Annotated in this window: 23 protein-coding genes and 1 tRNA gene; 3 read left to right on the top strand and 21 right to left on the bottom strand. The window is 60.2% G+C overall.

Annotated elements, in window-relative coordinates; genetic code table 11:
* Positions 1 to 17: 17 nt before the first annotated feature.
* The 18 genes from ACLSSQ_RS04200 to ACLSSQ_RS04115 all read right to left on the bottom strand — a co-directional run bounded on the left by ACLSSQ_RS04200 (position 18) and on the right by ACLSSQ_RS04115 (position 20,490).
* The gene (locus tag ACLSSQ_RS04200) at positions 18 to 1,289 is read right to left on the bottom strand and encodes a DegT/DnrJ/EryC1/StrS family aminotransferase (protein ID WP_416243866.1); all 1,272 of its coding nucleotides are present in this window, start codon (positions 1,287 to 1,289) and stop codon (positions 18 to 20) included.
* 1 nt (position 1,290) lies between these two features.
* On the bottom strand, positions 1,291 to 2,271 hold the full coding sequence (locus ACLSSQ_RS04195; RefSeq protein WP_416243865.1) for a Gfo/Idh/MocA family protein: 981 nt from the start codon (positions 2,269 to 2,271) through the stop codon (positions 1,291 to 1,293).
* Between the two features lie 24 nt (positions 2,272 to 2,295).
* A complete protein-coding gene (gene pseI / locus ACLSSQ_RS04190) occupies positions 2,296 to 3,342 on the bottom strand; it encodes a pseudaminic acid synthase (protein ID WP_416243864.1) in 1,047 nt (348 codons plus the stop codon).
* Between the two features lie 17 nt (positions 3,343 to 3,359).
* Entirely contained in the window at positions 3,360 to 5,483 is a 2,124-nt protein-coding gene (gene pseG / locus ACLSSQ_RS04185; RefSeq protein ID WP_416243863.1) for a UDP-2,4-diacetamido-2,4,6-trideoxy-beta-L-altropyranose hydrolase, read from the bottom strand.
* Positions 5,484 to 5,512: 29 nt separating this feature from the next.
* Positions 5,513 to 6,121, bottom strand: coding sequence for a pseudaminic acid biosynthesis-associated methylase (locus ACLSSQ_RS04180; RefSeq protein WP_416243862.1), 609 nt, complete (start codon positions 6,119 to 6,121; stop codon positions 5,513 to 5,515).
* Between the two features lie 10 nt (positions 6,122 to 6,131).
* Entirely contained in the window at positions 6,132 to 6,833 is a 702-nt protein-coding gene (gene pseF, locus ACLSSQ_RS04175) for a pseudaminic acid cytidylyltransferase (protein ID WP_416243861.1), read from the bottom strand.
* A complete protein-coding gene (pseC, locus tag ACLSSQ_RS04170; protein WP_416243860.1) occupies positions 6,830 to 7,993 on the bottom strand; it encodes a UDP-4-amino-4,6-dideoxy-N-acetyl-beta-L-altrosamine transaminase in 1,164 nt (387 codons plus the stop codon). The genes pseF and pseC overlap by 4 nt, the downstream gene beginning before the upstream one ends.
* A gap of 83 nt (positions 7,994 to 8,076) precedes the next feature.
* Complete coding sequence (locus tag ACLSSQ_RS04165; protein ID WP_416243859.1) at positions 8,077 to 9,876, bottom strand: ABC transporter ATP-binding protein; 1,800 nt, start codon at positions 9,874 to 9,876, stop codon at positions 8,077 to 8,079.
* Positions 9,877 to 9,918: 42 nt separating this feature from the next.
* On the bottom strand, positions 9,919 to 11,199 hold the full coding sequence (locus ACLSSQ_RS04160) for a nucleotide sugar dehydrogenase (RefSeq protein WP_416243858.1): 1,281 nt from the start codon (positions 11,197 to 11,199) through the stop codon (positions 9,919 to 9,921).
* 15 nt (positions 11,200 to 11,214) lie between these two features.
* Complete coding sequence (locus ACLSSQ_RS04155) at positions 11,215 to 12,222, bottom strand: NAD-dependent epimerase (protein WP_416244281.1); 1,008 nt, start codon at positions 12,220 to 12,222, stop codon at positions 11,215 to 11,217.
* A 195-nt stretch (positions 12,223 to 12,417) separates the two neighbouring features.
* Positions 12,418 to 12,493 (bottom strand) — tRNA-Ala (locus tag ACLSSQ_RS04150).
* A 55-nt stretch (positions 12,494 to 12,548) separates the two neighbouring features.
* Positions 12,549 to 14,183 (bottom strand): methyl-accepting chemotaxis protein, encoded by a 1,635-nt coding sequence (locus tag ACLSSQ_RS04145; RefSeq protein WP_416243857.1) that lies wholly within the window; start codon positions 14,181 to 14,183, stop codon positions 12,549 to 12,551.
* A gap of 132 nt (positions 14,184 to 14,315) precedes the next feature.
* Positions 14,316 to 15,326 (bottom strand): L-threonylcarbamoyladenylate synthase, encoded by a 1,011-nt coding sequence (locus ACLSSQ_RS04140; protein ID WP_416243856.1) that lies wholly within the window; start codon positions 15,324 to 15,326, stop codon positions 14,316 to 14,318.
* Between the two features lie 19 nt (positions 15,327 to 15,345).
* On the bottom strand, positions 15,346 to 16,500 hold the full coding sequence (locus tag ACLSSQ_RS04135) for a 5-(carboxyamino)imidazole ribonucleotide synthase (RefSeq protein WP_416243855.1): 1,155 nt from the start codon (positions 16,498 to 16,500) through the stop codon (positions 15,346 to 15,348).
* Between the two features lie 23 nt (positions 16,501 to 16,523).
* Positions 16,524 to 17,024, bottom strand: coding sequence for a 5-(carboxyamino)imidazole ribonucleotide mutase (purE, locus tag ACLSSQ_RS04130; RefSeq protein WP_014235217.1), 501 nt, complete (start codon positions 17,022 to 17,024; stop codon positions 16,524 to 16,526).
* Positions 17,021 to 17,875 (bottom strand): bifunctional methylenetetrahydrofolate dehydrogenase/methenyltetrahydrofolate cyclohydrolase FolD, encoded by an 855-nt coding sequence (gene folD / locus ACLSSQ_RS04125; RefSeq protein ID WP_152089772.1) that lies wholly within the window; start codon positions 17,873 to 17,875, stop codon positions 17,021 to 17,023. Before folD ends, purE begins: the two co-directional genes overlap by 4 nt.
* A 122-nt stretch (positions 17,876 to 17,997) precedes the next feature.
* Complete coding sequence (locus tag ACLSSQ_RS04120) at positions 17,998 to 18,615, bottom strand: indolepyruvate oxidoreductase subunit beta (RefSeq protein ID WP_014235219.1); 618 nt, start codon at positions 18,613 to 18,615, stop codon at positions 17,998 to 18,000.
* A 9-nt stretch (positions 18,616 to 18,624) separates the two neighbouring features.
* Positions 18,625 to 20,490: a thiamine pyrophosphate-dependent enzyme gene (locus ACLSSQ_RS04115; RefSeq protein ID WP_152089773.1), complete on the bottom strand. Its 1,866-nt coding sequence runs from the start codon at positions 20,488 to 20,490 to the stop codon at positions 18,625 to 18,627.
* A 267-nt stretch (positions 20,491 to 20,757) separates the two neighbouring features.
* Between ACLSSQ_RS04115 and ACLSSQ_RS04110 the strand changes: the two genes are divergently transcribed.
* Together ACLSSQ_RS04110 and ACLSSQ_RS04105 are read left to right on the top strand one after the other, a co-directional pair.
* Complete coding sequence (locus ACLSSQ_RS04110; protein WP_130459130.1) at positions 20,758 to 22,575, top strand: methyl-accepting chemotaxis protein; 1,818 nt, start codon at positions 20,758 to 20,760, stop codon at positions 22,573 to 22,575.
* 119 nt (positions 22,576 to 22,694) lie between these two features.
* Positions 22,695 to 23,135 (top strand): DUF411 domain-containing protein, encoded by a 441-nt coding sequence (locus ACLSSQ_RS04105; RefSeq protein WP_416243854.1) that lies wholly within the window; start codon positions 22,695 to 22,697, stop codon positions 23,133 to 23,135.
* Positions 23,136 to 23,224: 89 nt separating this feature from the next.
* On the opposite strand, the gene ACLSSQ_RS04100 is transcribed toward ACLSSQ_RS04105, so the two are convergent.
* The 3 genes from ACLSSQ_RS04100 to ACLSSQ_RS04090 are packed head-to-tail and all read right to left on the bottom strand — an operon-like array spanning position 23,225 to position 24,672.
* Positions 23,225 to 23,419 (bottom strand): YqaE/Pmp3 family membrane protein, encoded by a 195-nt coding sequence (locus tag ACLSSQ_RS04100; protein WP_014235223.1) that lies wholly within the window; start codon positions 23,417 to 23,419, stop codon positions 23,225 to 23,227.
* A gap of 3 nt (positions 23,420 to 23,422) precedes the next feature.
* A complete protein-coding gene (locus tag ACLSSQ_RS04095; RefSeq protein ID WP_152089775.1) occupies positions 23,423 to 24,082 on the bottom strand; it encodes a BON domain-containing protein in 660 nt (219 codons plus the stop codon).
* Positions 24,079 to 24,672, bottom strand: a complete 594-nt coding sequence (locus ACLSSQ_RS04090) for a phosphoheptose isomerase (RefSeq protein WP_014235225.1) — start codon at positions 24,670 to 24,672, stop codon at positions 24,079 to 24,081. The genes ACLSSQ_RS04095 and ACLSSQ_RS04090 overlap by 4 nt, the downstream gene beginning before the upstream one ends.
* A gap of 166 nt (positions 24,673 to 24,838) precedes the next feature.
* On the opposite strand from ACLSSQ_RS04090, the gene ACLSSQ_RS04085 reads away from it, so the two are divergent.
* Positions 24,839 to 26,305 (top strand): exonuclease domain-containing protein, encoded by a 1,467-nt coding sequence (locus tag ACLSSQ_RS04085; RefSeq protein ID WP_416243853.1) that lies wholly within the window; start codon positions 24,839 to 24,841, stop codon positions 26,303 to 26,305.
* Positions 26,306 to 26,331 lie beyond the last annotated feature (26 nt).

Raw genomic sequence — 26,331 nt, 5'->3', positions numbered from 1 at the left:
TATATCGTACTCTCCGATCATCTCAACCGCCCGATATGCGCCCATACTTTCACAAAAGCTTTACCAATGGCCTCAACATCGGCATCCCCGAGGTCATGAACACATAGCCCCAAACCCATAAAGGTCAGGTCATTGTATGCTTCAGCAATCGGGCAAATACCTTTTTTATAGCTTATTTCACGTTTGCAGAACGGTTGGTTCCAAGGAAATCCTTCATTCCCATAAGCCAGTTTTTTCTGGTACATCGGAAGCAGGTGGATGTTTTGATACCTTCTGTATACAGAAACCCCTTCCGCTTCTAACGCATCACAAATCCGATCCCGCGAAACCCCCAACGCTACAATATCCAGTTGAATCGGATATATGTAATAAACATGAGACCGGTCAGGCATTACAACCGGAGTTTTTAATCCAGGAAGATCTCCTAAAATTTTCGTGATATTTTCTGCAATCCTTTGCCTCGAAGCGACAAGATCTTTCAGTTTTTTTAGTTGCTCAATACCAATTGCACACTCAATTTCACCTAGTCGGAAATTAAATCCGATCATATTTGAAATGTTTTTCACCCCTTTTCCCGCAACCACCACTTCCGCATGGTTGCGGATCAACTGCAGACGCTCGGCGATATCATCATCGTCTGTTACCAAGATGCCACCCTCGCCGGTATGGATGTGCTTGTGATAGTTGAGGCTGTAGCCCCCCACATGAGCACAGGTCCCGGCATAACGGCCTTTGTACAGAGCGCCGGGAGCCTGAGCCGTGTCAGAAACCACTTTCAGTCCGTGTCGGGCTGCCAGCGCCATGATCTCGTCCATGTCAGCAGACTGGCCAAAAATGTCGGCCACCACAATGGCACGGGTATGGGGCGAAATACAGCGTTCAATAGCGGAGGGACTAAGGTTATAGGTGTCGGGGTCGATATCCGCGAAAACCGGAATGGCATTCCAATGCAAGATGGCTGTTGCCGTTGCACTCATGGTCCAGGGCGTAACAATGACTTCGTCTCCAGGCTCGATGCCGATGGCACCTATGGCTGCCACAAGGCCGGAGGTCCAGGAGTTGACCGTAACGGCATGCTTCACACCGAAATACGTCGCAGCGGCCCTTTCAAACTCCCGCACCTTGGGACCACCGAGAAAGTCTTCATGCCAAGCCCCAATGAACTGAGACAACACCCCGCTTTCGATCACAGCCTTGGCCGCTTCGACCTCTTCAGGGCCGAGCGGATTGTATTTGCGAAAGGGTTTCTGGATGGCCGGGGGGCCACCGAAAAGGGCTAATTCATCCATGTCATTCCTTTGTTGAATCTCTTTCCCGATAGAGCCGGTCCAGCCACCCCTGGGATACCAGGGCTTCCTCACCGGAACACAGGCCGTGACTTTCGCCATCCAGTGCTCGGGCAAGTTCCGTCATCACATTCAGCTGATAGCGGTCCATGTCGTTGGCAATCGGCTGAGCGGCCCGTGCCAGGCGGTGATATCCGGGAACCTGCGCATCCGCCTCAACGCCCTGCCAGAGGATTTCCCCACCACGCTCATAACGCAAACGACCATTCGCGGCGACGATTTCCACGGTGTAGTGGGAAAAACACTCTTCCCTGGCGGCGCAGAACAGAGAAGTTCCTCGCACATGCGACAACAGAAAGTCCGCTTCGGCGTCATTGTCTCCGACCCGTCGGCCAGGAGCAATGATCTGACCGGCGGAAATGGGGCCGAGCCAATGGCTCATGAGATCCACAAAATGAGAGCCGTTGTGCAACATCCCCTTGGAGTACCAGACCACAGCCTTGAGGGGCCCCGCGATCCGACCATCTTCGATTCTCGCCCGAACCTCCCGCACAGCGGGATCGGCACGACGAATGAAATTCACAAAAAGCTCAACGCCAGCGCGTTCGCATGCCTTTCGCATGGCATCGCCTTCAGCGATGGACAAGGCCAGGGGTTTTTCGCAAAGGACGGCCCGGGGGCACATTCGGGCCAGCACCGCATTCAGGGAGCTCGGGTGAACTACAGTCGGACAGGCCAGCACAACCACGTCCGCCCGAAGCGCTCCCGGCAAAGCTTCCAGACAATCGTACGCCGGCAAGCCGGTATCAGCGGAGAACTGCTGACGAAGATCCGGATTTGGATCCACCGCAGCCGTCAAGTGGAACGCGGAGTGACGGCGAAGAGCTCGCACATGGCTCAAGACATGGGTATCTTCAGGCAGGTGGCGATCATACCCCATACCGATCTGGCCAAGCCCCACCACAATGGCTGAAAACGGCTTCATCGAACACTCTGAATCGACCACTCCTTAGTCCTCAAACTGATCCCAGCGGGTAGCCGTCCCCCGGGTAACCGCTACCTTAAGGCGGCGCCCCAGCAGGCTTTCAAAATGCTTGGGCGGCAATCCCATCCCAGGGCGAATCCTGCGAATGTCAGCCTCAGTAACCACGCTTCCCGCAGGCAGGTCTCGGACGAAATAAATCGAGCGCCTGAACACCAAACTTCCGGCCTCTGCTTTTTGCTGACCAATTTCCCCATTGCCAAGTGCACTCCACACCGCTCGGCTTTCATCACAAAGACGTTGCAACTCTTCGGGCTCCAGTGAAAATTCGCTGTCTGGCCCCTTATCCTTACGACTGAGGGTGAAGTGCTTCTCGATGACGCACGCTCCCAGTGCCACCGCGGCTACGGCAGCCGTTGTACCCATAGTGTGGTCGGACAAGCCGGGAAGGGTTGCAAATTGGCGAGCCAGCAGGGGCATACGTCGCAAGTTAGCCTGCTCCATGGGGGCGGGATAGCTGCTAATACAATGCAACAGAACAAGATCCCGACATCCCGACTCTCGAGCCGCATTCACTGCTTCCGCGATTTCTGCCTCCGATGCCATACCGGTGGACATGATCATGGGTTTCCCTGTCCGGGCCACATAACGGATCAGAGGCAGGTCCACCAACTCAAAGGAAGCAATTTTGTAGGCCGGGGCATTCAGACTTTCCAGGAGATCAACAGCAGTCTCATCAAATGGTGTGGAGAAGACCGTGATCCCCAGCTTTCTGGCATGGTCGAACATGGCCTGATGCCATTCATAGGGAGTATGGGCCCACTGGTAGAGATCATACAGTTTGTAGCCCTCCCACAACCCGCCCTGAATCCTGAAATCCGGCCCATCGCAGTCTATGGTCAAGGTATCCGCTGTGTATGTTTGCAGCTTGATGGCGCTAGCTCCGCAACGCCAAGCAGTCTCGATCGTCTGCAAGGCCCGCTCAAGAGACCCGTTGTGATTGGCAGATAGCTCAGCAATTACGTACGGCGGCTGTCCGACTCCGATCATCCTTCCGTCAATTGGAAAACTCATGGCATTCCTATTCTCAATTATTCAGAAGATACTCTTAGATAAAACCGTTTGCCTTTGAACTGGAAAAACGCCGGGTAGCTTTTGTTGTCGACTACTCTCAGTAAGTTAATTGACTCCCTTAACGGCTTGTCTATATTCAACTCACTATCGTCTGCTCTACGGCGCGGATAATACGTCGCCTCTCCAAGCTGAGACCTTCCTAAAGACAAGGAATCCGGATAACTTGAAACAAAATCTTCACAAAGGGCAACCGATGCTTCCGCCAACGAGGAACGCCATTGGTCAACTAGTTCTGTACCATCAAGCTGAATCCAACGCTGGTCATATACAGATCCGGCATCCACAGAATCAACTGCTTCCAGCAACGTTACAGGAATCCTGTCTGCCCCCTCGATGATGAGCCATGTTGTCGGCGACCAGCCCCGCCCTTTCGGTAAATCACTAGCATGAACGACCAATCCATGAGCGTATTTAGCGAGGATCTCTTGCCCAACAATACGGCTATAGCTCAAGAAGAAGCACAGTTCCCCTCCTGGCAAATCCTTAGCATCATGGACCCATGTAACCTGATAACCACGGCAAATCCAGTCCCGAATCAGGCGCGGGATACTCGTGTTAATCCAGCTTCCGGAATCTGAACATATACTCAGGGCAAGCCCCCCTCCGCCCACCGTCTCTTCCCGAATTGGATAGCCGGCCAGGGAAACAGATGCCACCTCAAGCGCCCCCTTCTCTTCGGCTCGTAGGAATGCAAGTGCCAATGAAAGGCTCTCTGACTGGGCCCTCTCATCGACAAGTGCGCAATCAAAATAGGCATCTAAGTACCATTTTCCTTGAAGCCTGATCAAAAGCGAAACTCCAAGCTCAACGGCAGAACTATTCTCGAATATCAAAAAATGACAAAAATCAACTGACCGCAAGGCATTATTGATCCAGTCCTCGCCCGAGGCAGTAAGTTCCTGGAAAATTTCAGGATCCGATCTGAATGGGATCCAATCAGAATGACTCACTAGATGCCGGATGACGGGAATATCATCTCGACCAGCATGCCGAGGAGACACCGACTGGTGAACAGGGATTCCCATAGCTGCAATTACCCTTTCGCATCCATTTCCATCAACCAACTCAGAGCACCTGCGGGACCAGGAGTCTGGAATCGGCTGATATAGCAGTTCTGATAAGATCTCCCTGAATTTTTCACTGTCAATAGAACCGATGGGGCCGACCCAATACACGTAACCTTGGTTGGACAGTTCGCTCGCAATAGGAATCTGATTGTCAGCTAATGTGAATACAACACTGGGCAACCCCAAACAGCATCGCTCCCACGAAGTCGCACCACTTGCCCCAATAGCAAGATCAGCCTCTGCCATCAGATATGCCAATGATGGCAACGACTGATGTAGCACCACATTTGGAGCGGAGGAAACCAAATCCAAAACTGAGTGATAGTGCGTGCCATATGGATTGACCACAACATCTATCATTACTTCTGCGGGACAAAGCTCGAGCAAGGTAGAGAGTGCCTTGCCGGTCAGATTAGACGAATCAGCCCCACCAAAATAAACAAGTACCCGGCGAACCCTTCCAGAGCGGTAAGGTGTGCGTCGATGTAATTTGCGGTACTCACTCTGCAAAAGGGCATATCGCGGACCAATCAAGGAAAATCCTCGCTGTACCTTTATCGGCTTAGCAGTTGCCGGTTGTAAATTTTGATTGAGATAAAGGTCACAATCATGATGACGCCCTTGTAAGTCATCAATGACCAGCAAACGGTCACAATAGGGCCTCAACAGAGACTCCCATTGCTCATCCAAAGCATAGTGGTCAACTACCAACCAACCAACCCGCCTCCCCTCCAATGCTAGGATCGTCTGATCTGCGTCCGCTTCAATCGAGGCGCCCAGCCAAGTCGAGTAATCCGCATCGGAAAAAGCAACCTCTGTATGGGATTCACATGGCAAAAGACGAAGGAGAAAACCCCGTTCCCTGATCAACGGCGCTAAGTTTCCGGGATGATCTCTGCAAATAAACAGACAACTAACGCCATGTGTCCTCAGCGACTCGGCCAACGTCAGACAGCGCATGACGTGTCCAGAGCCGATGGAAAGAGACGCATCAACCCGGAAAGCCACATGCATTTGTGTCACCTGAATTCGAAAACCTTCAATTAATTTTTCTTAAACAGCCACCAAGTAATGTCGTCGAACCCTGCCTGGTCATAAAGGTGGCCCCACAGGAAACCATAATCCACCAGTTCCACCGGAAAGTTCTCGATGAAGAGCTTGCCAAAATCGCGCTTGAATAGCTTGTCCTTCTGCCCCTGATACTCGATCATCATCGGAGTTCGGTTGAAATACTCCCCAATCAGAATGTACTTGTTCGAGTAATCGAACATCTTCTTCATGACCGTCAGAAGATTATCGGGATGAATATGAATCAACACCCCGATAGTGAAGACAAGGTCGAATTTTTCAGGGAAGGCAGAAGCCTCAATGGGGCCATTGAAAGCCTGGGACAGATGATGCTTCCGGGTCACATAATCAAAGGCTGGCTTGCTGATTTCGACGATCGACTTGGTCGCATCGGGAAGGGCTTCCGTGAGGAAATCGATGTTCCGGCCGATGTTGCAGCCGCATTCCAGTACGGAGCGGATGTCCTGGCTGGACGCCAGCATCTTCCTCCATCCTTCAACCCCCAAGGCGCGATCAAACTGACTGTTCTTCCGGATGTACTCTTCCGCGTAATCCTGGGCCCAAAACTGTTGCTGTTCATTCATCAAATCATCTTCAATTTAAAGAAGCTGGTGCCGTCAAGGATCGGAAAATTGTTTCGGCCCGCACCCAATCTTCCGGAGTGTCAATATCCACTACCCGCCAGTTGGGAATCACCAGGCCAGCTCCACTGTTGTGAATGCGAGGGTTGCACTCCCATGCGGAGCGTCGCCCCCAGTAGAACTGGCCGGCATCATGGAAGGCCGGCTCCAGATCCTGGGTACGCACAAGTTCATGCTCCGGGGAAAAGGAAGCCATGCACCCATCAACCTTACGCCGCAGCGCCCGCTGGATGGCAGAAGGGAATTCCGTGACCGGAAAGCTATAGTCAGCCTCGGGTATCTCCAGCAAGAGCTGCAAGGCAGCTTTGAGATCGTCCTGCTGAATAAAGGGCACGCCCGGATAGATGCAGCAGACGAATTCTGCTGCCCAACCCAATGCCTCGCAAGCCTTTGCGGCATGGGCGATCACCGGGACGGTTGGCGTATGGTCATCCGCAAGCTCGACGGGACGGGTAAATGGGGTTTCGGCCCCCAATTCCCGCGCAATCATCCCGATTTCCGGGTCGTCGGTGGAAACTACAACATGGGCAAACAGGCCAGAGCCGAGAGCAGCCTCGATCGCGTAGGCAATCATCGGCTTTCCGGCAAAAAGCTTGATGTTCTTGCGGGGAATGCGCTTGCTTCCGCCCCGTGCAGGAATAATGGCGATACTCATGAATTCACTATCTCCTTCAAGACAGCAATCACAGTGTTCTGTTGGTCAACCGTCAATGTGGCATACATAGGTAGACTCAGGGTCTCCCGATGGTAACGCTCCGCCTCCGGACAGTAACCAGTTGGGAAGCCCATCCGCTCAAAATAAGGCTGACGATATACGGGAATGTAGTGGAGGTTGACCTTAATGCCAGCCTGGTGCAGTTGCTGGTAAACCGTACGCTGATCCTTACCACACCGTTCTTGGTCAACCCGGATCGGATAGAGGTGATAGCTCGAAAACGTAGACGCTTGCTGAAACGGCAGAGTGATGGGCAGGCCCGACAAGGCCTGACCGTAGACTGCGGCAATCCGGTGACGGGCGTGGACAAACTCGTCCAACCGCCCCATCTGGCTCAGTCCCAGGGCTGCCTGGATGTCCGTCATGCGGTAGTTGTAACCCAGACGAATCTGCTGGTAGTTCCATATTTCTCCAGCATCACGAGGGGCCATCTCCGTACGATCGCTGGTTATGCCATGACTGCGATACTGGCGCATGAGATTGGCCAGCACCGAGTCGTTAGTGAGCGCCATGCCGCCCTCACCTGTCGTGATGATCTTCACCGGGTGAAAGCTGAATACGGTAACGTCACTGAAACGGCAACTCCCCACCGGCTGTCCCTGATAGCGGCCACCGATGGCATGGGAGGCATCTTCCACGATGCGGAAGCCGTACTCCCGAGACAAGGCGTGGATTGCTTCCATGTCGCAACTCTGACCGCAGAGATGAACAGGAATCACGACTTTCGGCAGGGTGCCGTTCTGACGGGCATGGCAAAGCTTTTCAGCAAGGCAGGCCACACTCATGTTGTAGGTATGGGGGTCGATGTCAACAAAATCGACTTCCGCACCACAATAGATGGCGCAATTGGCGCTGGCCACAAAAGTGGTCGGACTGGTCCAGACCCGGTCACCCGGTCCAACCCCCAAGGCCAGGCAAGCGACATGCAATGCTGCCGTTGCACTATTGGTAGCCAAGGCATGGGCTGCACCGCAATAGGCAGCAACCGCCTCCTCAAAGCGAGGAACTGCTGGACCCTGGGTCAGGTAGTCGGATTGGAGCACCTGGACCACTTGGTCAATATCTTCCTGAGAAATACTCTGCCTGCCGTACGGAATCATCGTTAAACACCTTCTGTATCGTCCTGGGACGATGGTAGATGCTCCTTTGCTGGAGCTGTATCTATTGCGGCGGAATACTCCGATCAGCCCCCCGCACCGGCCTCTGCCAGGCGCCGAAAATGAGCGCTGGACGCCAGCAGTTCATCGTAACTACCCCGGGCAGAGACTTTCCCCCGGTCCAGCACATAGATGCAATCGCACTCGCGCACAGTGGAAAGGCGATGGGCAATCATGATGATGGTAATCTCGTGACCAAGATTGTGCACAGCCTCCATCACTGCCTGCTCGGTCAGATTATCCAGCGCGCTGGTGGCCTCATCCAGCACCAGAACCCGTGGACCATGATAAAGGGCTCGGGCGATACCGATACGCTGGCGCTGCCCTCCCGACAGACGCACCCCTCTCTCCCCAACCTGAGTGGCATAACCCGCGGGTAATTCGTGGATGATGAAATCATGCAGATTGGCCACTCGAGCCGCCTGTTCCACTGCGGCATGATCGACAGCCTCGGGAGCCACCCCAAAAGCAATATTGGCCGCGATACTGTCATCGATCAGAAATATCTGCTGGGGCACGTAGCCCAAGACTTGCTGCCAGTGAGGGCAATTGCCCCCCTGAATCGGCTTTCCATCCACCTCCAGGGTACCGACGACCGGCGCCAGCAAACCAAGCAGGATATCCACCGTGGTCGTCTTGCCCGATCCGGTCGGGCCTACCAGGCCCACCGTGGCGTGGGCAGGAATAATCAGGTCAAGGCCATCCAAGGCCAGACGTTCATTCCCCGGATAGCGGTAGCTCACTGCCTTAAGGCGAATCTCGCGCGTCACCGTCATTGCCTCCGTAGCCAACAAAGGAGGCGTCTCCTGGGAAGACATGCAGGTCAGATCGACATGCAGTTTTTCCAGGGCCGGCTGGGCAAAACGCAGGGTGGAGAGATGCACGTAAACCTGCTGCAAGGCAGGCAGCAGCTTGTAACTTCCCAGAGCATAGAGGGCAATTATCGGCATGGCCTGATCAAGGCGTCCGTGCGTACGCATCAGGTAAAGGACGACCAGCAGCATTCCGCCGAAAGCCAGCGCCTCCAGTACAAAACGAGGCATTTGCTTGGCCAACTGGGCAGCAGTAATGCTTCTGGCGACCCGCTTAGCCGGCCCGTTATAGCGACGGATAAGGATGTCTTCCAACCCCCCGACTTTGACCTCCTTGACCCCGCCGAATGCTTCAGCCAGGGTTTTGAAACGGTCATTATTAGCGACTTCCCTTTCGACCCCCATACGCATGATGCGACGGCGCAGCAAGGCATAAAGGGCCCCATAGCCGAGACCCAGAACTCCACCAATCCCCAAGGCGAGCACAGGGTCCGCCACAATCAGCAACAGCAACAGGGCCAGCACCACAGCCCCCTGGGCCAGCATCTGCATCATGGGAATAAGGGCGCCATTCACCACCTCCTGCACCTCACTGAGCACTGCCTTGCCCAAATCAGCACTATGCCGCCCGAGAAACCACTCATATGGCTGCCGAAGATAGCCGGAAACCAGACGCATCCCCAGGGAATACTCTCGCATGTGTGTAAAGCGCAGCATGGCCCAGGTCGTCAGCGCCTTGAAAGCGATGGAAAACAGGAGCAGCAGGAAAACAGCAACACCGAGAAAGAACAAAAAGTAATCGGGACTGGAAAACCCCAACCACTGATAGACCAAGGCGATCTTCGGATTGGACTGAATCACCTCAGGATTCGCCAGAACGGCGATGAAGGGCATGATCGAAGCCACCCCGACTACATCCAGCAGAGCCATGACCAGAATCATGAGCAGCAACAGGGCGGCATTGCGCCGCTCCCGAGGCGAGAGAAGGTCAAGAATCTTCCGGATAATGTCCAAGATCTGGGCCTATGAGTCGAAAATCTACGCTTACCAGCCGCTTTACAGGCGCCAGTAGGCCAAATCGTCGGTAGCGATATCCAGGCAGCCCTTCACATCCACCAGCACCCCACCCGGGCCGATCAAAGCACGGATACGGTCGGCACCGTCCCGGTACTGACGATGGGCGACGGCGACCACCACGGCATCCACGGTTTCTGGCAGGGCAGTATCTTCCAGCAGCGTGACACCATATTCGTGCACCGCCTCTTCAGGGTCTGCGATGGGATCATGAACCATGACTTGGCAGCCGTAGTCCTGAAGTTCCCGGATGACGTCTATCACCTTGCTGTTGCGCAAATCAGGACAGTCTTCCTTGAAGGTCAGACCAAGAACCAGCACCCGGGCATCCCGAATGTTGACGTTCCGCTGGATCATCAGTTTGACAGTCTTCTCGGCAACGAACTTACCCATCCCATCATTGATGCGGCGTCCAGCCAAAATCACTTCAGGGTGATAGCCCAGCATCTGGGCCTTGTAGGTCAGGTAATAGGGGTCCACGCCGATACAATGTCCGCCGACCAGCCCGGGCCGGAACTTGAGAAAGTTCCACTTGGTACCAGCAGCCTCCAGAACGTCGGTAGTATCGATACCCACACGATCAAAGATAATCGCGAGCTCATTCATGAGCGCAATGTTGAGGTCTCGCTGGGTGTTCTCAATGACTTTGGCGGCTTCGGCCACTTTGATGGAGGCCACTCGATAAACGCCAGCCGTGATGATGGATTCGTAAAGGTCACCTAGCAATTGCAGGGTGGGAGCATCATCTCCGGACACCACCTTGACGATGCGGGTGATCGTCCGCTCCTTGTCTCCCGGATTCACCCGTTCGGGTGAGTAGCCCACATGGAATCCTTCCTTCCATTTCAGGCCGGAACGCTCCTCGAGGATCGGAATACAGACTTCCTCCGTCGCCCCCGGATAGACCGTGGATTCATAGACGACCACAGCCCCTCGCTTAAGATTGTCACCAACACAACGGGAAGCGCCAATCAAGGGACTGAAATCCGGGATATGAGCCTGATCCACCGGCGTGGGAACAGCCACGATGACCACATCAGCTTCCCTCAAGAGAGCGGGATCGGTGGTCAATTCAAGATAGGAGGCGGACTGCAGACTCTCCCGGGACACCTCGCCAGTCGGATCGACGCATTGCCGATAGGCAGCAATCTTGCTCTCGGACAAGTCGTAGCCGATTGTGCGGAACTTCTTGCCAAACTCGACGGCCAGGGGCAAACCCACATAGCCAAGACCGACAACTGCAACAGTCAAATCCCGGGTCATCCCGTAATCTCCGGCTCAGTTTTTATAGTAATCGAGGTACCAGTCAACAAAGCGCTCGATCCCCTGTTCCACAGTGGTCTGTGGCTTGTACTGAAAATTTTTGACCAGTTCATCGACGCAGGCACAGGTATCCGGAACATCACCGGCCTGCATCGGAAGCAACTGGATTTCGGCTTTTTTACCCAGGAATTTTTCCAGAGCAGCGATGTAATCACAAAGCTCAACCGGGCAGTTGTTACCAATGTTGTAAACCCGCCACGGGGCAGTGCTGGAGCCGGGGTCTGGCTGGGCGCCGGACCACTCAGGATTGGGCGCTGCCGGCTGGTCGAGCACCCGGATCACCCCTTCGACGATATCGTCAATATAGGTGAAGTCCCGGCGATGCTTTCCATAGTTGAATAGCTGCACAGGTTCCCCGGCAAGAATGGCCCGGGTGAACTTGAAAAGGGCCATATCTGGACGACCCCAGGGTCCATAGACGGTAAAGAAGCGCAAGCCCGTCGTTGGCAGTCCATAGAGATGGCTGTACGAGTGGGCCATCAACTCATTAGCCTTCTTGCTGGCAGCGTAGAGACTTAGCGGATGATCCACCGATTGGTGCACAGAAAATGGCAGAGCAGTGTTGGCACCGTACACGCTTGAGCTACTGGCATAGACCAGGTGCTCCACCTTGGAGTGGCGGCACCCTTCCAGAATATTGGCAAACCCGACAATGTTGCTATCGATATAGGCTAGCGGATTGTCGATGGAGTAGCGTACGCCTGCTTGCGCCGCCAGATTTACCACCCGCTGGGGTCGGTAATCGGCAAAACATCGGTTGATCCCATCCCGATCCGCCAAATCCAAACGCAGATGGGTATAGCGCGGGTGGTCAAGGAACCGAGCAAGGCGAGCCTCCTTGAGTGAGGGATCGTAGTAATCGTTGTGGTTATCCAGACCGACCACTTCGTCCCCGCGCTCCAGCAAACGCATGACTAGCGAGGAACCAATAAAGCCTGCTGCACCAGTAACCAACACCCTCATTTCACGCCTTTTATATTCAGTAGTTTTCCCAGCATCCCCGCCTTCCGGACGACGCATTCCGCATGCACAGGAAATGTGACAAACAAAAATGTGACAAACAAAAGTGGCACCTACGCACTCTCAAGCCCAACCCGGAGTTGCGCAGGCCGAGACAATCACCCTAGCAGATGGAGTGAAAGACGGCTGGAGAAATGGTGGTGGAGAGGAGGAGGATCGAACTCCCGACCTTCGCATTGCGAACGCGACGCTCTCCCAACTGAGCTACCCCCCCACGAAGAGGAAAGAATTATAGCAACAAGGTATTAGCTGTCAAAAAGACAACGTCTTCACGACACCCGGAAATAGCTGACGGTCTGGCGCAACTGGTCGGCCAAACCTTCGAGTTGCTCGGCCTCGGCGGCATTGTTCTGCATGGTGGCGTTGGTTTCCTCGGCCATGGAGGCAATGTGCTCCACGTGTTTGGCAATGTCGGTGGCGGTAGTGGCCTGCTCGGTGGTGGCCAGGGCCACATCCCGCACCTTGCCGAGGGAATCCAGGGCCTGACGATGGATTTCGTCGAGCATGGCGGTGGCCTGGGTCGCCAGTTCCAGCCCCTTGTCCACCTGGGGAGCGGCCGTCGCCATGGCCTGCACGGCGGTCTGGGTCTCCTCCTGGATGGAGTCGATCATCTGGGCAATTTCCGTGGTGGCCTTGGCGGTCCGCTCTGCCAGCTTGCGCACCTCATCGGCGACGACGGCGAAACCCCGGCCCTGTTCGCCGGCCCGGGCTGCCTCGATGGCGGCGTTCAGCGCCAGCAGGTTGGTCTGGTCGGCAATTTCCTTGATCACATTGGCGATGCCGCCGATCTCCTGGGAGCGCTGCTGCAGCAACTGGATCTGCTCCGACGAAGTGGCCACGGTGCGGGAAATGAGCTCGATTTCCTGGGCCGCGTTCTTCACCAGACCGGCCCCCTCCTCCGCCAGGGCGGCAGTCTGGGAGGAGTTTGCTTCGGTCTGGGTGGCGATTTCGGAAACTTCGCTGATGCTCACCGTCATCTGCTCGATGGAGGCGGCCGAGGCCGAGGTGGACTGAGCCTGGTTATGGGCCGCGACGCTGGTTTCCCGGGCCGCCACCGACACATGCTCGGCGCCGGAAGAGAGGCGGGAAGCCATGCCGTTGATGTCGCCGAAAATGTTGGCCAGCTTCTGTTGCATGGTCTGCATGGCAGCCAGAAGACTGTCGGGGGAACTGTACTCCACCGGCCGTACCAGATCGCCTTCGGCGATGTGGCGGACCACTTCCACCGCGTAGGCCGGCTCACCTCCCAGCTGGCGCAGGATGCTGCTGTTGATCAGCCAGGAGATGACGGAAAGGATGGCCAGGGTAATGACCACCATGATGCTGAACAGCAGGGCCTGCTGGCGGAATACGGCATTGACGTCATCGACGTAGATGCCCGACCCAACCACCCAGCCCCAGGCCGGAAATTCGGCCACGTAGGATATTTTCGGCGCCGGCTGGTCGAACCCCGGTTTTGGCCACAGATAGTCCACAAAGCCCTTGCCGCTGGCCTTGACCACGTTTTCCATTTCCTGGAAGAACAGCTTGCCGTTAGGGTCCTTCAGGGCGGCCTGGGACTTGCCTTCCATATCCGGCTTGATGGGATGCATGAGCATGACCAGGTTGCGGTCCTGTACCCAGAAGTATTCCTTGCCGTCGTAGCGGACGTTGCGCAGGGAATCCATGGCCTGGCGCTTGGCCTCTTCCTCGCTCAGCTTGCCGGCCTGCTGCTGCTTGTGGAAATAGTCCACCACCCCCAGCGCCGACTCCACCACATTGCGGGTCTTGAGGCGGCGGTCTTCCATCAGGTTGTCCCGCAGGACGTAAAGGGAAAATATCCCGACCGCGAGCAGGCCAAGCACCACTCCGGCGAAGAAAATCATCAGGCGCGTACGCACCTTGATCCGTTCGAAATTAAACATTCGACCCCCTGACTAGAAGCCCCTCTGCGGGGGCCGCAACACGAACCGTTGAACCACCATCGGCGCTCCGGCGCCTTTTTTTCATGGTGGCAGAAAAAGCAAAAGGGGCCAACAAGTGCCGGCCCCCAGGAATCACTCGCCCGAACCGAAGGCGGCCCGCCGCAGACGGTCGGCAACCGCCGCCCAGGCTGGGCCTTCCGGCAACGCCTCGACCACGATGGTGTCGGCACCGGCGCCATCCAGCTCCCGCAGGGCCCCATAGAAGCCGTGGGCGTAGCCCGCCGGATCGGCCGGCAGCATCTTCCACACATGGGGCATGCCCGCATGGGGCGGCTGACTGTGGCAGATGACGCCGCAGAAGCCGCCGCGGTGGCGCACCACGTTGAGAAAATCGAGAAGACGCTCCCGGGCCACCACTTTGAGCCGGGTGCGGGGGGCGTAATGGGCCTCCAGGGTGCCGGAAGCCCGGGGCACGGTGCCCAGGGGCTTTTCCGGCCGGACACCGATGACGGTCTCGATCTGCTCCGGGGTGATGTGGCCGGGCCGCAGCAGCCGGGGGACACCGGAAGAAAAATCGATGATGGTGGATTCGATCCCCACCGGGCAGGCTCCGCCGTCCAGGATAAAGGGCACCCGCTCGCCCAGCTCGTCAGCCACATGCTGGGCGGCGGTGGGGCTGATACGGCCGAAACGGTTGGCCGAAGGGGCAGCCACACCACCGCTGCCGCCGGCCTGGGCAAAGGCCCGCAGCAGCGCCAGGGCCACCGGATGGCCGGGCACCCGCAGCCCCACCGTGTCCTGGCCGCCGGTCACGGCATCGGGCACCCAGGGCTGCTTCTTGAGAATCAGGGTCAGAGGACCGGGCCAGAAGGACTCGGCCAGTTCCCAGACGGCATCGGGAATATCTGCGGCCCAGCGTTCGATCCAGTCGTGTCCGGGCAGATGGACGATGAGGGGATGATCCGCCGGACGCCCCTTGGCGGCGAAGATCTTGGCCACCGCCTCCGCATTGGAGGCATCCGCCCCCAGACCGTACACCGTCTCGGTGGGAATGCCCACCAGCTCGCCGGCCTGGAGCAGTTGCACCGCCCGATCGATGTCGGCCGGGCTGGGCGGGCAGGCGGAAATGGCGGCGGCTTGCATCAGGATTCCGGCGCCCCTTTTACTCGTCCCGGATGCCGATGGCGGCGCGGGCCGCCATCGCGGCCTGCTGCACCTGCACCGGGTCTTCGCCGATGACGGTGAAGTGGCCCATCTTGCGGCCCGGGCGGGCGTGGTGCTTGCCGTAGAGGTGCAGCTTCAGATTGGGTACCGCATAAAGCTTGGACCAGTCCGGCTCCCGGTAATGCTCGACCCCATCCTTCTCTCCGTACCAGATGTCGCCCAGGATATTCACCATGACGGCGGCGCTGTGGGCCCGGGCTTCACCCAGGGGCAGGCCGCAGAGAGCCCGCACCTGCTGTTCGAACTGGTCGGTGACGCAGGCATCCAGGGTGTAGTGGCCGCTGTTGTGGGGCCGGGGCGCCATTTCATTGACCACCAGCCGGCCGCGGGAGATGAAGAACTCCACCCCCAGAGTGCCGATGTAGCCCAGCTTCTCGGCGATGCGCTCGGCGATTTCCTGGGCGCTGTCGGCGGTGCAGGCGGAGGCCCGGGCAGGGACGATGGAGACATCCAGGATGCCCTTGCGGTGCTGGTTCTCGCCCACGGGGAAGCAGGCCACCTTGCCGTTTTCATCCCGGGCCAGGACCACGGAGACTTCGTAATCCAGGGGCAGCTTCTGCTCCAGCACGCAAGCCTCGCCCTTGAAGCCGCGGAAGGCGGCCAGGGCCTCCTCCCGGCTGTTCACCACGGCCTGACCCTTGCCGTCGTAGCCGAAGCGGGCCACCTTGAGGATGCCCGGGAACAGGCCGGCACTGGCCGCCTCCAGGTCGGCCTCGCTGCGGATGGCGGCGAAGGGGCCGTGGGGCAGGCCGTTATCCTGGAGGAAGGTCTTCTCGACGATGCGGTTCTGGCAGACGGAAACAGCCGCCGCAGCGGGACGCACCGGCAGGAACTTGGCCAGGTAGTCCAGGGTGTCGGCAGGAACGTTCTCGAATTCGGTGGTGATGGCGGCACAGCCCTGGGCCAATTCGTCCAGGGCGGCATAGTCGTCGTAGGCGGCCGCCAGATGGCGCTCGGCGATCTGGCCGGCGGGACTGTGGGGGTCCGGGTCCAGGACCCAGACCTTGTAGCCCATTTCGTGGGCGGCAGAAACGAAGAAGCGGCCGAGTTGGCCGCCGCCGAGCATGCCCAGGGTGGCGGGAGGCAGGATCATGGCCATGGTTTCCCGGTCTCCGCTCACACTTCCGGCAGCTTCATGGCCAGAACCTTCTCGCTCTGGGCCTGACGGAAATTGGCCAGCTTCTCGGCCAGCTCCGCATCATGGGTGGCCAGCTGGGCCACGGCGAAGAGGGCGGCGTTGGCGGCACCGGCTTCGCCGATGGCGAAGGTGGCGACGGGAATGCCCTTGGGCATCTGCACGATGGAATAGAGGGAATCCTGGCCGGAAAGGTGCTTGGAGGGCACGGGCACGCCCAGCACCGGCACGATGGTCTTGGAGGCCAGCATGCCCGGCAGGTGGGCGGCACCGCCGGCACCGGCGATGATGGCCTTGAGGCCCCGCTCGGCAGCCACGGCGGCGTAGTCGAAGAGCAGGTCCGGCGTGCGGTGGGCGGAAACGACGCGGGCCTCGAAGGGCACGCCGAATTCCTTGAGCATGACGGCGGCCGCCTGCATCACGGGCCAGTCGGAATCGGAACCCATGACGATGCCGATCACGGGGTGCTTGGGCTGGTTCATTGCGCTGCCTTTCGCTCGGCGGCCTCGATGGTGTTGGCCAGGAGCATGGTGATGGTCATGGGGCCGACGCCGCCGGGCACCGGAGTGATGAGGGAAGCCACTTCCTTACAGGAATCGAAATCCACGTCGCCGCACAGCTTGCCGTCAGGCAGACGGTTGATGCCCACGTCGATGACCACGGCGCCGGGCTTGATCATGTCGCCGGTGATCATGCGCGGACGGCCCACGGCGGCCACCACGATGTCGGCGCGGGAGGTGTGGAACAGCAAATCCTTGGTCTTGGAATGGCAGATGGTGACGGTGGCGCCCGCATTGGTCAGCAGCAGGCCCATGGGCTTGCCGACGATGTTGGAGCGGCCCACCACCACGGCTTCCTTGCCGGTCAGGTCCACGCCGCCCTTTTCGAACATCTTCATGACGCCGTAGGGAGTGCAGGGAATGAAGCGGGGATTGCCCTGGGCCAGGGCGCCCACGTTCTCGGCGTGGAAGCCGTCCACATCCTTCTCGGCGGAAATGGCCTCGAGCACGGCTTCTTCGTCGAAGTGCTTGGGCAGGGGCAGTTGCACCAGGATGCCGTGCACCTTGGGATCGGCGTTCAGTTCGGCAATCTTGTCCAGCACCACCTGGGGATTCACATCCTTGTCGTAGGTGATCTTCTCGGAATACAGGCCCACCTTCTCGCAGGCATTGACCTTGTTGCGCACGTACACCTGGGAAGCGGGGTCTTCGCCCACCAGAATGACCACCAGGCCGGGGCGGTGGCCCTTGGCCGTCAGGGCTGCGACGCGGGACTGGAAGCTTTCGCGCAGCTCCTGGGCCAGCGCGTTGCCGTCGAGAATTTGTGCCGTCATGGATTTCTCTGCCAACAAAAAAGAAAAGGGGAAAGGCGAATGCCTTTCCCTTTGAATTGCCGCAATTTTATCAGAACCCCGGGGAGAATGGACCCTCCCCCGGATCGCGGCCTGCCCGAGGCTCAGGCCAGAGCCGCTTCGGCGGTGGCGGCCACCGCGGCCCGACCGGCGGCAAAGGCCTTGCGGTTCTGCTCCACCACCTTCTCGCCCTTGCGGGCGAAGCGCTGCAGGATGCAGTTAAGCAGGATGTCGGCGGAGAAGGGCAGATGGTCGGCCACCGCCCCCAGCATCACCGTGTTGCCAAGGCGGATGTCCCCCAGATCCTTGGCGATGGCCATGGCGTCGAAGGCCACCACGCGGCAGCCGGAATCCTTCATGGAACCGACAGGATCCGCGGGGTAGTCGTAGAGCCCCAGGTCCACCACCGGCGGGGTCAGCTGGGCGGTGTTCATCAGGGCGATACCCTCGGGTACCAGCATGTGGCGCCAGCGCATGGCCTCGGCCGCCTCGAAACCCAGCAGCACATGGGCGGTGCCCGGGGTGATCTGGGGCGACAGTACCTTGGGGCCGAAACGCAGATGGGAAGAGACCACGCCGCCGCGCTGGGCCATGCCGGCCACTTCGGTCTTCTTCACGTCGTGGCCCAGGGCGATGGCTGCCTCGGCCAGGATTTCCGTGGCCGTCATGACCCCCTGGCCGCCGATGCCGACAACAAGAATATTGGTCGTTGCAATGCTCATGGCGCGCTCTCAGTGCTTCTTGAGGATGTTGATGGGCACCACCGTCTCCGCATGGACGATGGCATCGGGGGCGCAGGGCTGGACGCAGAGGCCGCAGCCGGTACAGGCAGCAGTCTCGATGCGCACGAAGTTGAGGTCCACTTCCCGGCCGTTGGGCTTGATGGCCTTTTCCCGCCGGGTGACGTGGATCGCCGGGCAGCCCACTTCGACGCAGTTGCCGCAGCCGGTGCACTTGTCGTCCATCACCGTGAAGGGCTTGAGCTTGTGGTAGGCCTCGGTCAGCACGCAGGGCTGGTCGGTGATGATGACGGAAGGCTCGGCTACCTTGACCTCCTCGCGGATGGCCTTGAACAGCACCGGCAGCTCGTAGGGGTTCACCTTGTGCACCCGCTCCGGCTTCACGCCCAGGGCCTGCACCAGCTTGACGAAATCCACCCGCGGCGCTTCGTTGCCGTGAATGTCCAGGCCGTTGCCCGGGTTGTTCTGGCCGCCGGTCATGCCCACGGCCCGGTTGTCCAGCAGCAGCACGGTGACGTTGCCCTGGTTGTAGACGATATCCAGCAGGCCCTGCATACCCATGTGCAGGAAGGTGGAATCGCCGATCACTGCCAGAATCCGCTTGTCCTTGTCCGACTCGCCCCGGCCCTTGTCCAGGCCCAGCGCCACTCCCATGGATGCCCCCATGGAAATGCACGTATCCAGGGCGTTCCAGGGGTGGCCGGCCCCCAGGGTATAGCAGCCGATGTCGCCGGCGATGGTGATGTTGCGCACCTGGGACAGGGTGTAATAGACGCCCAGGTGGGGGCAGGCCACGCACATGGTGGGCGGCCGCGGGAACACCTGCATCGGCGCCACCGCGGTGACGGCCGGCACCGGTTCGCCGCGCAGCTTGGCGATGGCGGCCTTGAGCACAGGCGGCGCCAGCTCGCCGATGCGGGGCAGGATGTCCTTGCCGTGCAGGGCGATGCCCTGGGCCTTCAGCTCGGTTTCCAGCAGGGGCTCCACCTCTTCCACCACCACCACTTCGTCGCACAGGGCCGCCAGTTCGCGGCACTTGTCGATGGGTGCCGGGCAGGAGAAGCCGAGCTTGAGCACCGGTGCCTCGGGGAAGGCTTCCTTGACGTGCATGTAGGCGGGGCCAGAGGTGATGAAGCCGAGGCGGCGGTCGCTGCCGGCCTCGATCACGTTCAAGGGAGAAACCTCGGCCTCGGCCTTGAGAGCGGCTTCCCGCTCGAACATCAGGGGCAGGCGGCGGGCGGCGCCGGAGGGGGTCATCACCCAGCGGGCCGGCTCCTTCTTGAAACCGGCACCCACATGCTCCTGACGTTCGCCCACGGTGACCAGGGCCTTGACGTGGCAGATGCGGGTGGTGAGGCGCAGGATCACCGGCACCTGGAAGCGCTCGGACAGCTCGTAGCCGAGCTTGGTCATCTCGTAGGCTTCCTGGGAATCGGCGGGCTCCAGCACCGGCAGGTGGGCGAAGCGGCCCCAGTAGCGGGAATCCTGCTCGTTCTGGGAGGAGGAGAGGCCCACGTCGTCGGCCACGGCGATCACCAGGCCGCCGGCGACGCCGGTCAGGGTCAGGGTCATGAGGGCGTCGGAGGCCACGTTCATGCCCACGTGCTTCATGCAGCAGAAGGAGCGGGAACCGGCGTAGGCCGCGCCCACCGCCACTTCCAGGGAAACTTTTTCATTCACCGACCACTCTGCGTAGAGGTCCGGATAGGTCGAAATGACTTCCAGCATTTCCGTCGCCGGCGTGCCCGGATAGGCCGCGGCAACCTTGACGCCGGCCTCCCAGACGGCGCGGGCAACGGCTTCGTTGCCGGACATGAGCAACCGGCTCTGGGCCGGCACGGGCGCAATAGCGGCCATGTTGTCTCCCCCTGCTTTGTTTCAGGTGTTGATAAAGCGGGGGATGTTAACAGGCTCCATACGGTGGCGTCTTGACACAAGTCAACGACACGGAGGGGATAGATGCCTGAAAACAATGACTTCTGGCCATGAAAAAGGCATGCATTGCAGTCGCTTTGAAAATGCATCGCATTACCCGGTAACCCCCCTAGTTTCGGCAACCGGATTTGCGTATTACCATTGGTCCCACCGCGAAAAACGTGAAATAGTTGGCACAGGAGACCCGGAATGAATAATGCACCGCAGCAAAAGAGTGCGTTCTGGCAGTTGTACGAAAATATAGAAAAAACCTTCTTCAATTCACTTTCGAAGAAACTGTCCAGTTTTCTGCTGCTTTTCTGCGTAGACCTGGGTTATCTGGGCGTCTATTTCTACCAGCAAAACACCATCCAGCAATTGCTGCATAGCGGCAATGCCAGCCCCGAACTGCTCGCCCGCATCGGCGCCAGCCTGGATAGCGGCCTCTACATCATGGGCGGGCTGACCCTGCTGGCCCTGGCCATGAACATCGGCCAGATCCTCTACCTGCGCCACCTCATCGTGCGGCCGGTGAAGGTCATCACCGGCATCTTCAACGAGATCGCCCGGGGCGAAGGGGATTTCTCCCGGGACCTGCCCCTCATCACCCAGGACGAATTGCGGGAGCTTTCCGCCGGTTACAACCGCTTTGCCGAAAAGATGCGGCAGATCATCGGCGAAGTGCGCAAGATGTCCGTCAGCATCGCCCGGGAGGCGGTGCTGGTGAAGGCCCGGGTCGAGGACACGGTAAAGAGCGCCCGGGAACAGGTACGCCTGACGGAGACCGTGTTCACCGCCAGCAGCGAAAGCACCCGGGCCATCCAGGACGTTTCCGGCAGCACCCACGCCATTTCCGACTCGACCCACGGCAACCTGGACATCGCCCGGCAATCCCTGGGCGAGATGCAGGACATCGCCGGCAAGATCAACGCCGTCAGCGACAAGGTGACCCGTTTCAACCAGACGGTGGACGACCTTTCCCACCGCTCCGAGAGCGTCAAGCAGATCGCCGCCCTGATCCGGGACGTGGCCGACCAGACCAATCTGCTGGCCTTGAACGCCGCCATCGAGGCGGCCCGGGCCGGCGAGGCGGGCCGCGGCTTCGCCGTGGTGGCCGACGAGGTGCGCAAGCTGGCGGAGCGGGTGAACAAGGCCACCGCCGAAATCGCCGGCAACATCAACGGTGTCATCACCCTGGTGGAAAACACCCGTAGCGAAAACGACGAGATCAACGCCGACGTGCTGCAGACCCGGGAGGTGGTGAGCCGCTCCGCCGAGCAGTTCCAGCGCATGGTGGGGGATTTCGAAGGCACCAGCGAAAAGCTGCTGCAGATCGCCGCCGCCATGGAGGAACTGTCCGCCACCAACGAGCAGGTGCATGAGAATGTGGACGGCATCCACCGCCTCTCCGGCAGCGTCGCCCAGCACATGGAGGAATCGGAACAACGCACCCTGGAGCTGGCCCAGGCCACAGAAGCAGTGCAGGAGCTGGTGTCCCGCTTCAAGATCGGCGCCGGCGCCTTCGACCAGGCGGTGGACCGCACCCGCCGCTTCCGCGACGACCTGCAGGCCGAACTGGAAGCCATGGCCAAGCGGGGCATCAACATCTTCGACCGCAGCTACCAGCCCATTCCCGACACCAACCCGCAGAAATACAAGGTCAGCTGGGGCGACACCTATGCCCAGACCTGCCAGGGCCTGCTGGAAAGCTGTCTCAAGGACATCCCGGGCTGCGCCTTCGCCGTGGGCATGACCAGCGACAGTTACCTCTCGGCCCATAACCTGAAGTACTCCAAGCCCCTCACCGGCGATTACGAGACCGACCTGGTGGGCAACCGGGTCTGCCGCAAGTTCGAGCGCCCCTCGGAACTGCGCTCCGCCGCCAACACGGAACCCATGCTGCTGCAGACCTACCAGCGGGATACCGGCGAAGTGCTGTGCGACATCGCCATGCCCATCTACGTCGGCGGCCGCCACTGGGGCAACGTGCGGGTCGGGGTGCCGGCCGACGCCCTGCTTGCCATGTGAGAAGCCGGAGCCGCCCCGGGTTCGCGCCCGGGGTGCCCAATTCCCCAATCCTGATCCAGGACAAAGCCGGGCGAACTTAGTCCGGCGACAATGTGCCACCGACCTGCCGAAGGAAAGCCATGACCAAGACTCCCCTCCTCGCCGCCGCCCTGCTGGCCCTGGGCGCCCAACTGGCCCACGCCGCCCAGCCCCTGCCCGCGGTGGATGTTTACAAGAGCCCCTACTGCGGCTGTTGCGGCCAGTGGGTGGAACACATGCAGGCCGCCGGGTTCTCCGTGCGCAGCCACAACGTGGACGACGTACCCGCCGCCCGCAAGCAGCTGGGCATGCCGGACAGCCTGGGTTCCTGCCACACCGCCCGCATCGGCAACTACGTCATCGAGGGCCATGTGCCCGCCGCCGACGTCCAGCGCCTGCTCAAGGAAAAGCCCAAGGCCGTGGGCCTGGCGGTGCCGGGCATGCCCCAGGGAGCCCCGGGCATGGAAACGGCCCGTCCCCAACCCTACGACACCCTGCTGGTGAGCAACGACGGCCAGACCCGGGTCTTCGCCCGGCACTGAGACGAGCCCGCCGGGAAATAGCGGCAAAAGGCAGCAAACAAAAAAGGGGCCGATGGCCCCTTTTTTCAATGGCGATGCTCCGCCAGGCGCTAGTCCGGCCGCCCCATGGCATCGCGGATGGCCTGCTTCGTGTTCTCCTGGTGGATGATGAAGAAGGCGACGATGGTGGCCGGCAGCCAGCCGATCAGGGTCACCTGCAACACCAGGAGAACGATGCCCACCATGACGCGGCCCTTCAGCATGACCGCCAGGAAGGGCAGGAACAGGGCCAGGATGTAGGACATGGCTCAGCCGCCGGCGCGGGGTGAGGTGCTCTGCTTGGGATCCTGCTGCTGGCGCAGGTCCAGATCCTTGGCCTGGGCATCGCTGATGATCTCCAGCACATTCACCACCTTGCGCACGCCGGCAGTGGTGCGCGCCACCTCGATGGCGGCCTTGGCCTCGCGCTCGGTGACCATGCCCAGCAGGTACACCACGCTGGCTTCCGTCACCACCTTGACGTGGTTGGCGGAGAAGCGCTGGGCGTCGATGAAGCGGGCCTTCACCTTGGAAGTGATGTAGGCATCGTTGCTGCGGGCGGACAGGGAACTGATGCCCGCCACCTGCAGGTCGTTGGTGACGCCGGCCACATTGGGCACGGCGGCGACGATCTGCTCGGCCTGGGCCTTGGCCTCCTCGCTGACCGCTTCGCCCGTCAGCAGCACCTTGCGATTGTAGCTGGTGACATTGACGTGGAGCTTGTCCTTCAGCTGGTCGGAGAGACGGCTGGCAGCCTTCACCTCGATGCCCTCGTCTTCCACATAGGTACCGGAAGAACGGCGGTCGGTGGCCATCAGCACGCCGGCGGTGACGCCGCCGGCAACCACGGGGAAACAACCCTGCAGGGTCGGCACCAGGGCCGCCAGCAGCAGGGGCAGGGCGATACGGGATTTCAGGGACTTCATCATTCTTCAACTCCCAGCAAGAGACAGTCGATGCCGTCGCAGATGCAGTGGATGGACAGGAGATGGACTTCCTGAATGCGGGCGGTACGGTCGGCCGGCACGCACAGGTGCACATCGCCCTCCCGCAGCATTTCGCCGATCTTGCCGCCGCCCTTGCCGGTCAGGGCCACCACCCGCATGTCGGCATCGTGGGCAGCCTGGATGGCTTCCATGACGTTGCCCGAATTGCCGGAGGTGGAGATGGCCAGCAGCACGTCGCCGGAGCGGCCCAGGGCCCGCACCTGCTTGGCGAAGATGACGTTGTAGGCGTAATCGTTGGCGATGGCGGTAAGAATGGAGCTGTCCGTGGTCAGGGCGATGGCCGCCAGTTCCTGGCGCTCGGCCTCGAAACGCCCCACCAGCTCGGCCGCGAAGTGCTGGGCGTCGGCGGCGGAACCGCCGTTGCCGCAGGCCAGGATCTTGCCGTCGTTCACCAGGCAATTGACCATGGTTTCCACCGCTTCGGCGATGGGGGCGGCCAGCAGTTCGACGGCGTCCAGCTTGGTCTGGGCGCTGTCCTGGAATTGCTGGCTGATGCGGGAAATCAAATCCATAGTGGTTTGAGGCAGTTGCGTTGGAAAAGTGAGGGCCATTCTAACATGGGGCCTTCGCCGCCCCGGGGTAACGGCTTGTAACGGGTGGTGGCGCAGCGGCGGCACGTATTGTCGCCCCCGGGCGAGAGGGCTAGACTTCACCCCCCGCTCAGCCCCGGTGCCCTGCATGGCCGACCAGCCCTTCGTCTCTCCCCCCGCCCCAGCCCCTTTCCGCGAACCTTTGGTGTTCGTGGACCTGGAGACCACCGGCGCCAACCCGGTACGGGATCGCATCACCGAAATCGGCATCGTCGAGGTCTCGGCCACGGGCGTGACCCAGTGGAGCAGCCTGGTCAATCCGGGTATCCCCATCCCGCCCTTCATCCAGGGCCTGACCAACATCAGCGACGAGATGGTGGCCGACGCGCCGCCCTTCGCCGACCTGGCCGAAGAGGTGCTGGGGCGCCTCAAGGGACGCCTTTTCGTGGCCCACAACGCCCGCTTCGACTACGGCTTCCTCAAAAACGAGTTCCGCCGCCTGGGCCTCAAGTTCCACGCCACCGTGCTGTGCACCGTCAAACTGTCGCGCAAGCTGGAGCCCCAGCACCACCGCCACAGCCTGGACGCCCTGGTGGAACGCCACGGCCTCTACGACGAGCACCGGCACCGGGCCCTCTCCGACGCCCGCCTGATCCACCAGTTCTGGGACCGCCTGCACGGCAAGTACGCCCCCGAACCCATCTGGGCCGCCGTGGAGACCCTGACCCAGCGCCCCAAGCTGCCACCCCACCTGCCGCCGGAAGCCCTGGACGACCTGCCGGAACTGCCCGGCGTCTATCTGCTGTACGGCCAGGAGGCGGACGGCGAGCCCCTCTACATCGGCAAGAGCAGCAACCTGCGGCAGCGGGTCTTCTCCCACTTCTCCGGCGACCAGAAGGACGCCCGGGATACGGCCATGGCCGCCCAGGTATACCGGGTGGAATGGCGGGAGACCGCCGGCGAACTGGGCGCCATGCTGCTGGAGGCCAAGCTGCTGCAGGCCCACCGCCCCAGCCTCAACCGGCACCAGAAGAAGGGCGGCGAGCTGTGCGCCTGGCAGCTGGTGCAGGAGGCGCCCGGCGACTTCCGTCCCCGTCTGGTGCTGGCCGACGAACTGGACTTCGGCCGCAGCCCGGACCTCTACGGCCTCTTCAACTCGGCCAAGGAAGCCCGCAACAGCCTGAAGAAGATCGGCGACGCCCACCACCTGTGCCACGTCCTCCTGGGCCTGGAGAAGCAGCGCCCGGGCAAGCCCTGTTTCGGCCACCAGATGCACAACTGCAAGGGCGCCTGCTGCGGCAAGGAGAGCCTCAGCCAGCACAGCGCCCGCCTGATGGCGGCCCTGGCCAAGCTCAAGATTAAGGAGTGGCCCTACGCCGGCCCCATCGGCCTGGTGGAAAAGGACGACTTCAGTTCCACCACCGACCTGCACGTGGTGGACCATTGGGCCTACCTGGGCACCGCCCAGCGGGAAGAGCAGGTGTGGGAAATCCTGCAGCAGCAGGGCAGCCGCCCCGCCGCCTTCGACCAGGAGACCTACCGCCTGATCAACAAGGCCATCGCCCAGGGGGCGGTGGAGGTCCGGGAACTGACGCCGCCCGTGCAGGCGGCATGAAAAAAGGCGCCCGCGGGCGCCTTTTC

The sequence above is a fragment of the Azospira sp. APE16 genome (assembly GCF_047901315.1).
Taxonomy (GTDB): Bacteria; Pseudomonadota; Gammaproteobacteria; order Burkholderiales; family Rhodocyclaceae; genus Azospira; species Azospira oryzae.
The sequence above is the reverse complement of the archived record's forward strand: the minus strand, read 5'-3'. Positions and strand labels throughout refer to the sequence as shown.

Excerpts from the sequence above, each read along its gene's own strand:
- ACLSSQ_RS04200 (WP_416243866.1), bottom strand. The coding sequence starts at position 1,289 with ATGGATGAATTAGCCCTTTTCGGTGGCCCCCCGGCCATCCAGAAACCC.
- ACLSSQ_RS04195 (WP_416243865.1), bottom strand. The coding sequence starts at position 2,271 with ATGAAGCCGTTTTCAGCCATTGTGGTGGGGCTTGGCCAGATCGGTATG.
- pseI (WP_416243864.1), bottom strand. The coding sequence starts at position 3,342 with ATGAGTTTTCCAATTGACGGAAGGATGATCGGAGTCGGACAGCCGCCG.
- pseG (WP_416243863.1), bottom strand. The coding sequence starts at position 5,483 with ATGCATGTGGCTTTCCGGGTTGATGCGTCTCTTTCCATCGGCTCTGGA.
- ACLSSQ_RS04180 (WP_416243862.1), bottom strand. The coding sequence starts at position 6,121 with ATGAATGAACAGCAACAGTTTTGGGCCCAGGATTACGCGGAAGAGTAC.
- pseF (WP_416243861.1), bottom strand. The coding sequence starts at position 6,833 with ATGAGTATCGCCATTATTCCTGCACGGGGCGGAAGCAAGCGCATTCCC.
- pseC (WP_416243860.1), bottom strand. The coding sequence starts at position 7,993 with ATGATTCCGTACGGCAGGCAGAGTATTTCTCAGGAAGATATTGACCAA.
- ACLSSQ_RS04160 (WP_416243858.1), bottom strand. The coding sequence starts at position 11,199 with ATGACCCGGGATTTGACTGTTGCAGTTGTCGGTCTTGGCTATGTGGGT.
- ACLSSQ_RS04155 (WP_416244281.1), bottom strand. The coding sequence starts at position 12,222 with ATGAGGGTGTTGGTTACTGGTGCAGCAGGCTTTATTGGTTCCTCGCTA.
- ACLSSQ_RS04145 (WP_416243857.1), bottom strand. The coding sequence starts at position 14,183 with ATGTTTAATTTCGAACGGATCAAGGTGCGTACGCGCCTGATGATTTTC.
- ACLSSQ_RS04140 (WP_416243856.1), bottom strand. The coding sequence starts at position 15,326 with ATGCAAGCCGCCGCCATTTCCGCCTGCCCGCCCAGCCCGGCCGACATC.
- ACLSSQ_RS04135 (WP_416243855.1), bottom strand. The coding sequence starts at position 16,500 with ATGATCCTGCCTCCCGCCACCCTGGGCATGCTCGGCGGCGGCCAACTC.
- purE (WP_014235217.1), bottom strand. The coding sequence starts at position 17,024 with ATGAACCAGCCCAAGCACCCCGTGATCGGCATCGTCATGGGTTCCGAT.
- folD (WP_152089772.1), bottom strand. The coding sequence starts at position 17,875 with ATGACGGCACAAATTCTCGACGGCAACGCGCTGGCCCAGGAGCTGCGC.
- ACLSSQ_RS04120 (WP_014235219.1), bottom strand. The coding sequence starts at position 18,615 with ATGAGCATTGCAACGACCAATATTCTTGTTGTCGGCATCGGCGGCCAG.
- ACLSSQ_RS04115 (WP_152089773.1), bottom strand. The coding sequence starts at position 20,490 with ATGGCCGCTATTGCGCCCGTGCCGGCCCAGAGCCGGTTGCTCATGTCC.
- ACLSSQ_RS04110 (WP_130459130.1), top strand. The coding sequence starts at position 20,758 with ATGAATAATGCACCGCAGCAAAAGAGTGCGTTCTGGCAGTTGTACGAA.
- ACLSSQ_RS04105 (WP_416243854.1), top strand. The coding sequence starts at position 22,695 with ATGACCAAGACTCCCCTCCTCGCCGCCGCCCTGCTGGCCCTGGGCGCC.
- ACLSSQ_RS04100 (WP_014235223.1), bottom strand. The coding sequence starts at position 23,419 with ATGTCCTACATCCTGGCCCTGTTCCTGCCCTTCCTGGCGGTCATGCTG.
- ACLSSQ_RS04095 (WP_152089775.1), bottom strand. The coding sequence starts at position 24,082 with ATGATGAAGTCCCTGAAATCCCGTATCGCCCTGCCCCTGCTGCTGGCG.
- ACLSSQ_RS04090 (WP_014235225.1), bottom strand. The coding sequence starts at position 24,672 with ATGGATTTGATTTCCCGCATCAGCCAGCAATTCCAGGACAGCGCCCAG.
- ACLSSQ_RS04085 (WP_416243853.1), top strand. The coding sequence starts at position 24,839 with ATGGCCGACCAGCCCTTCGTCTCTCCCCCCGCCCCAGCCCCTTTCCGC.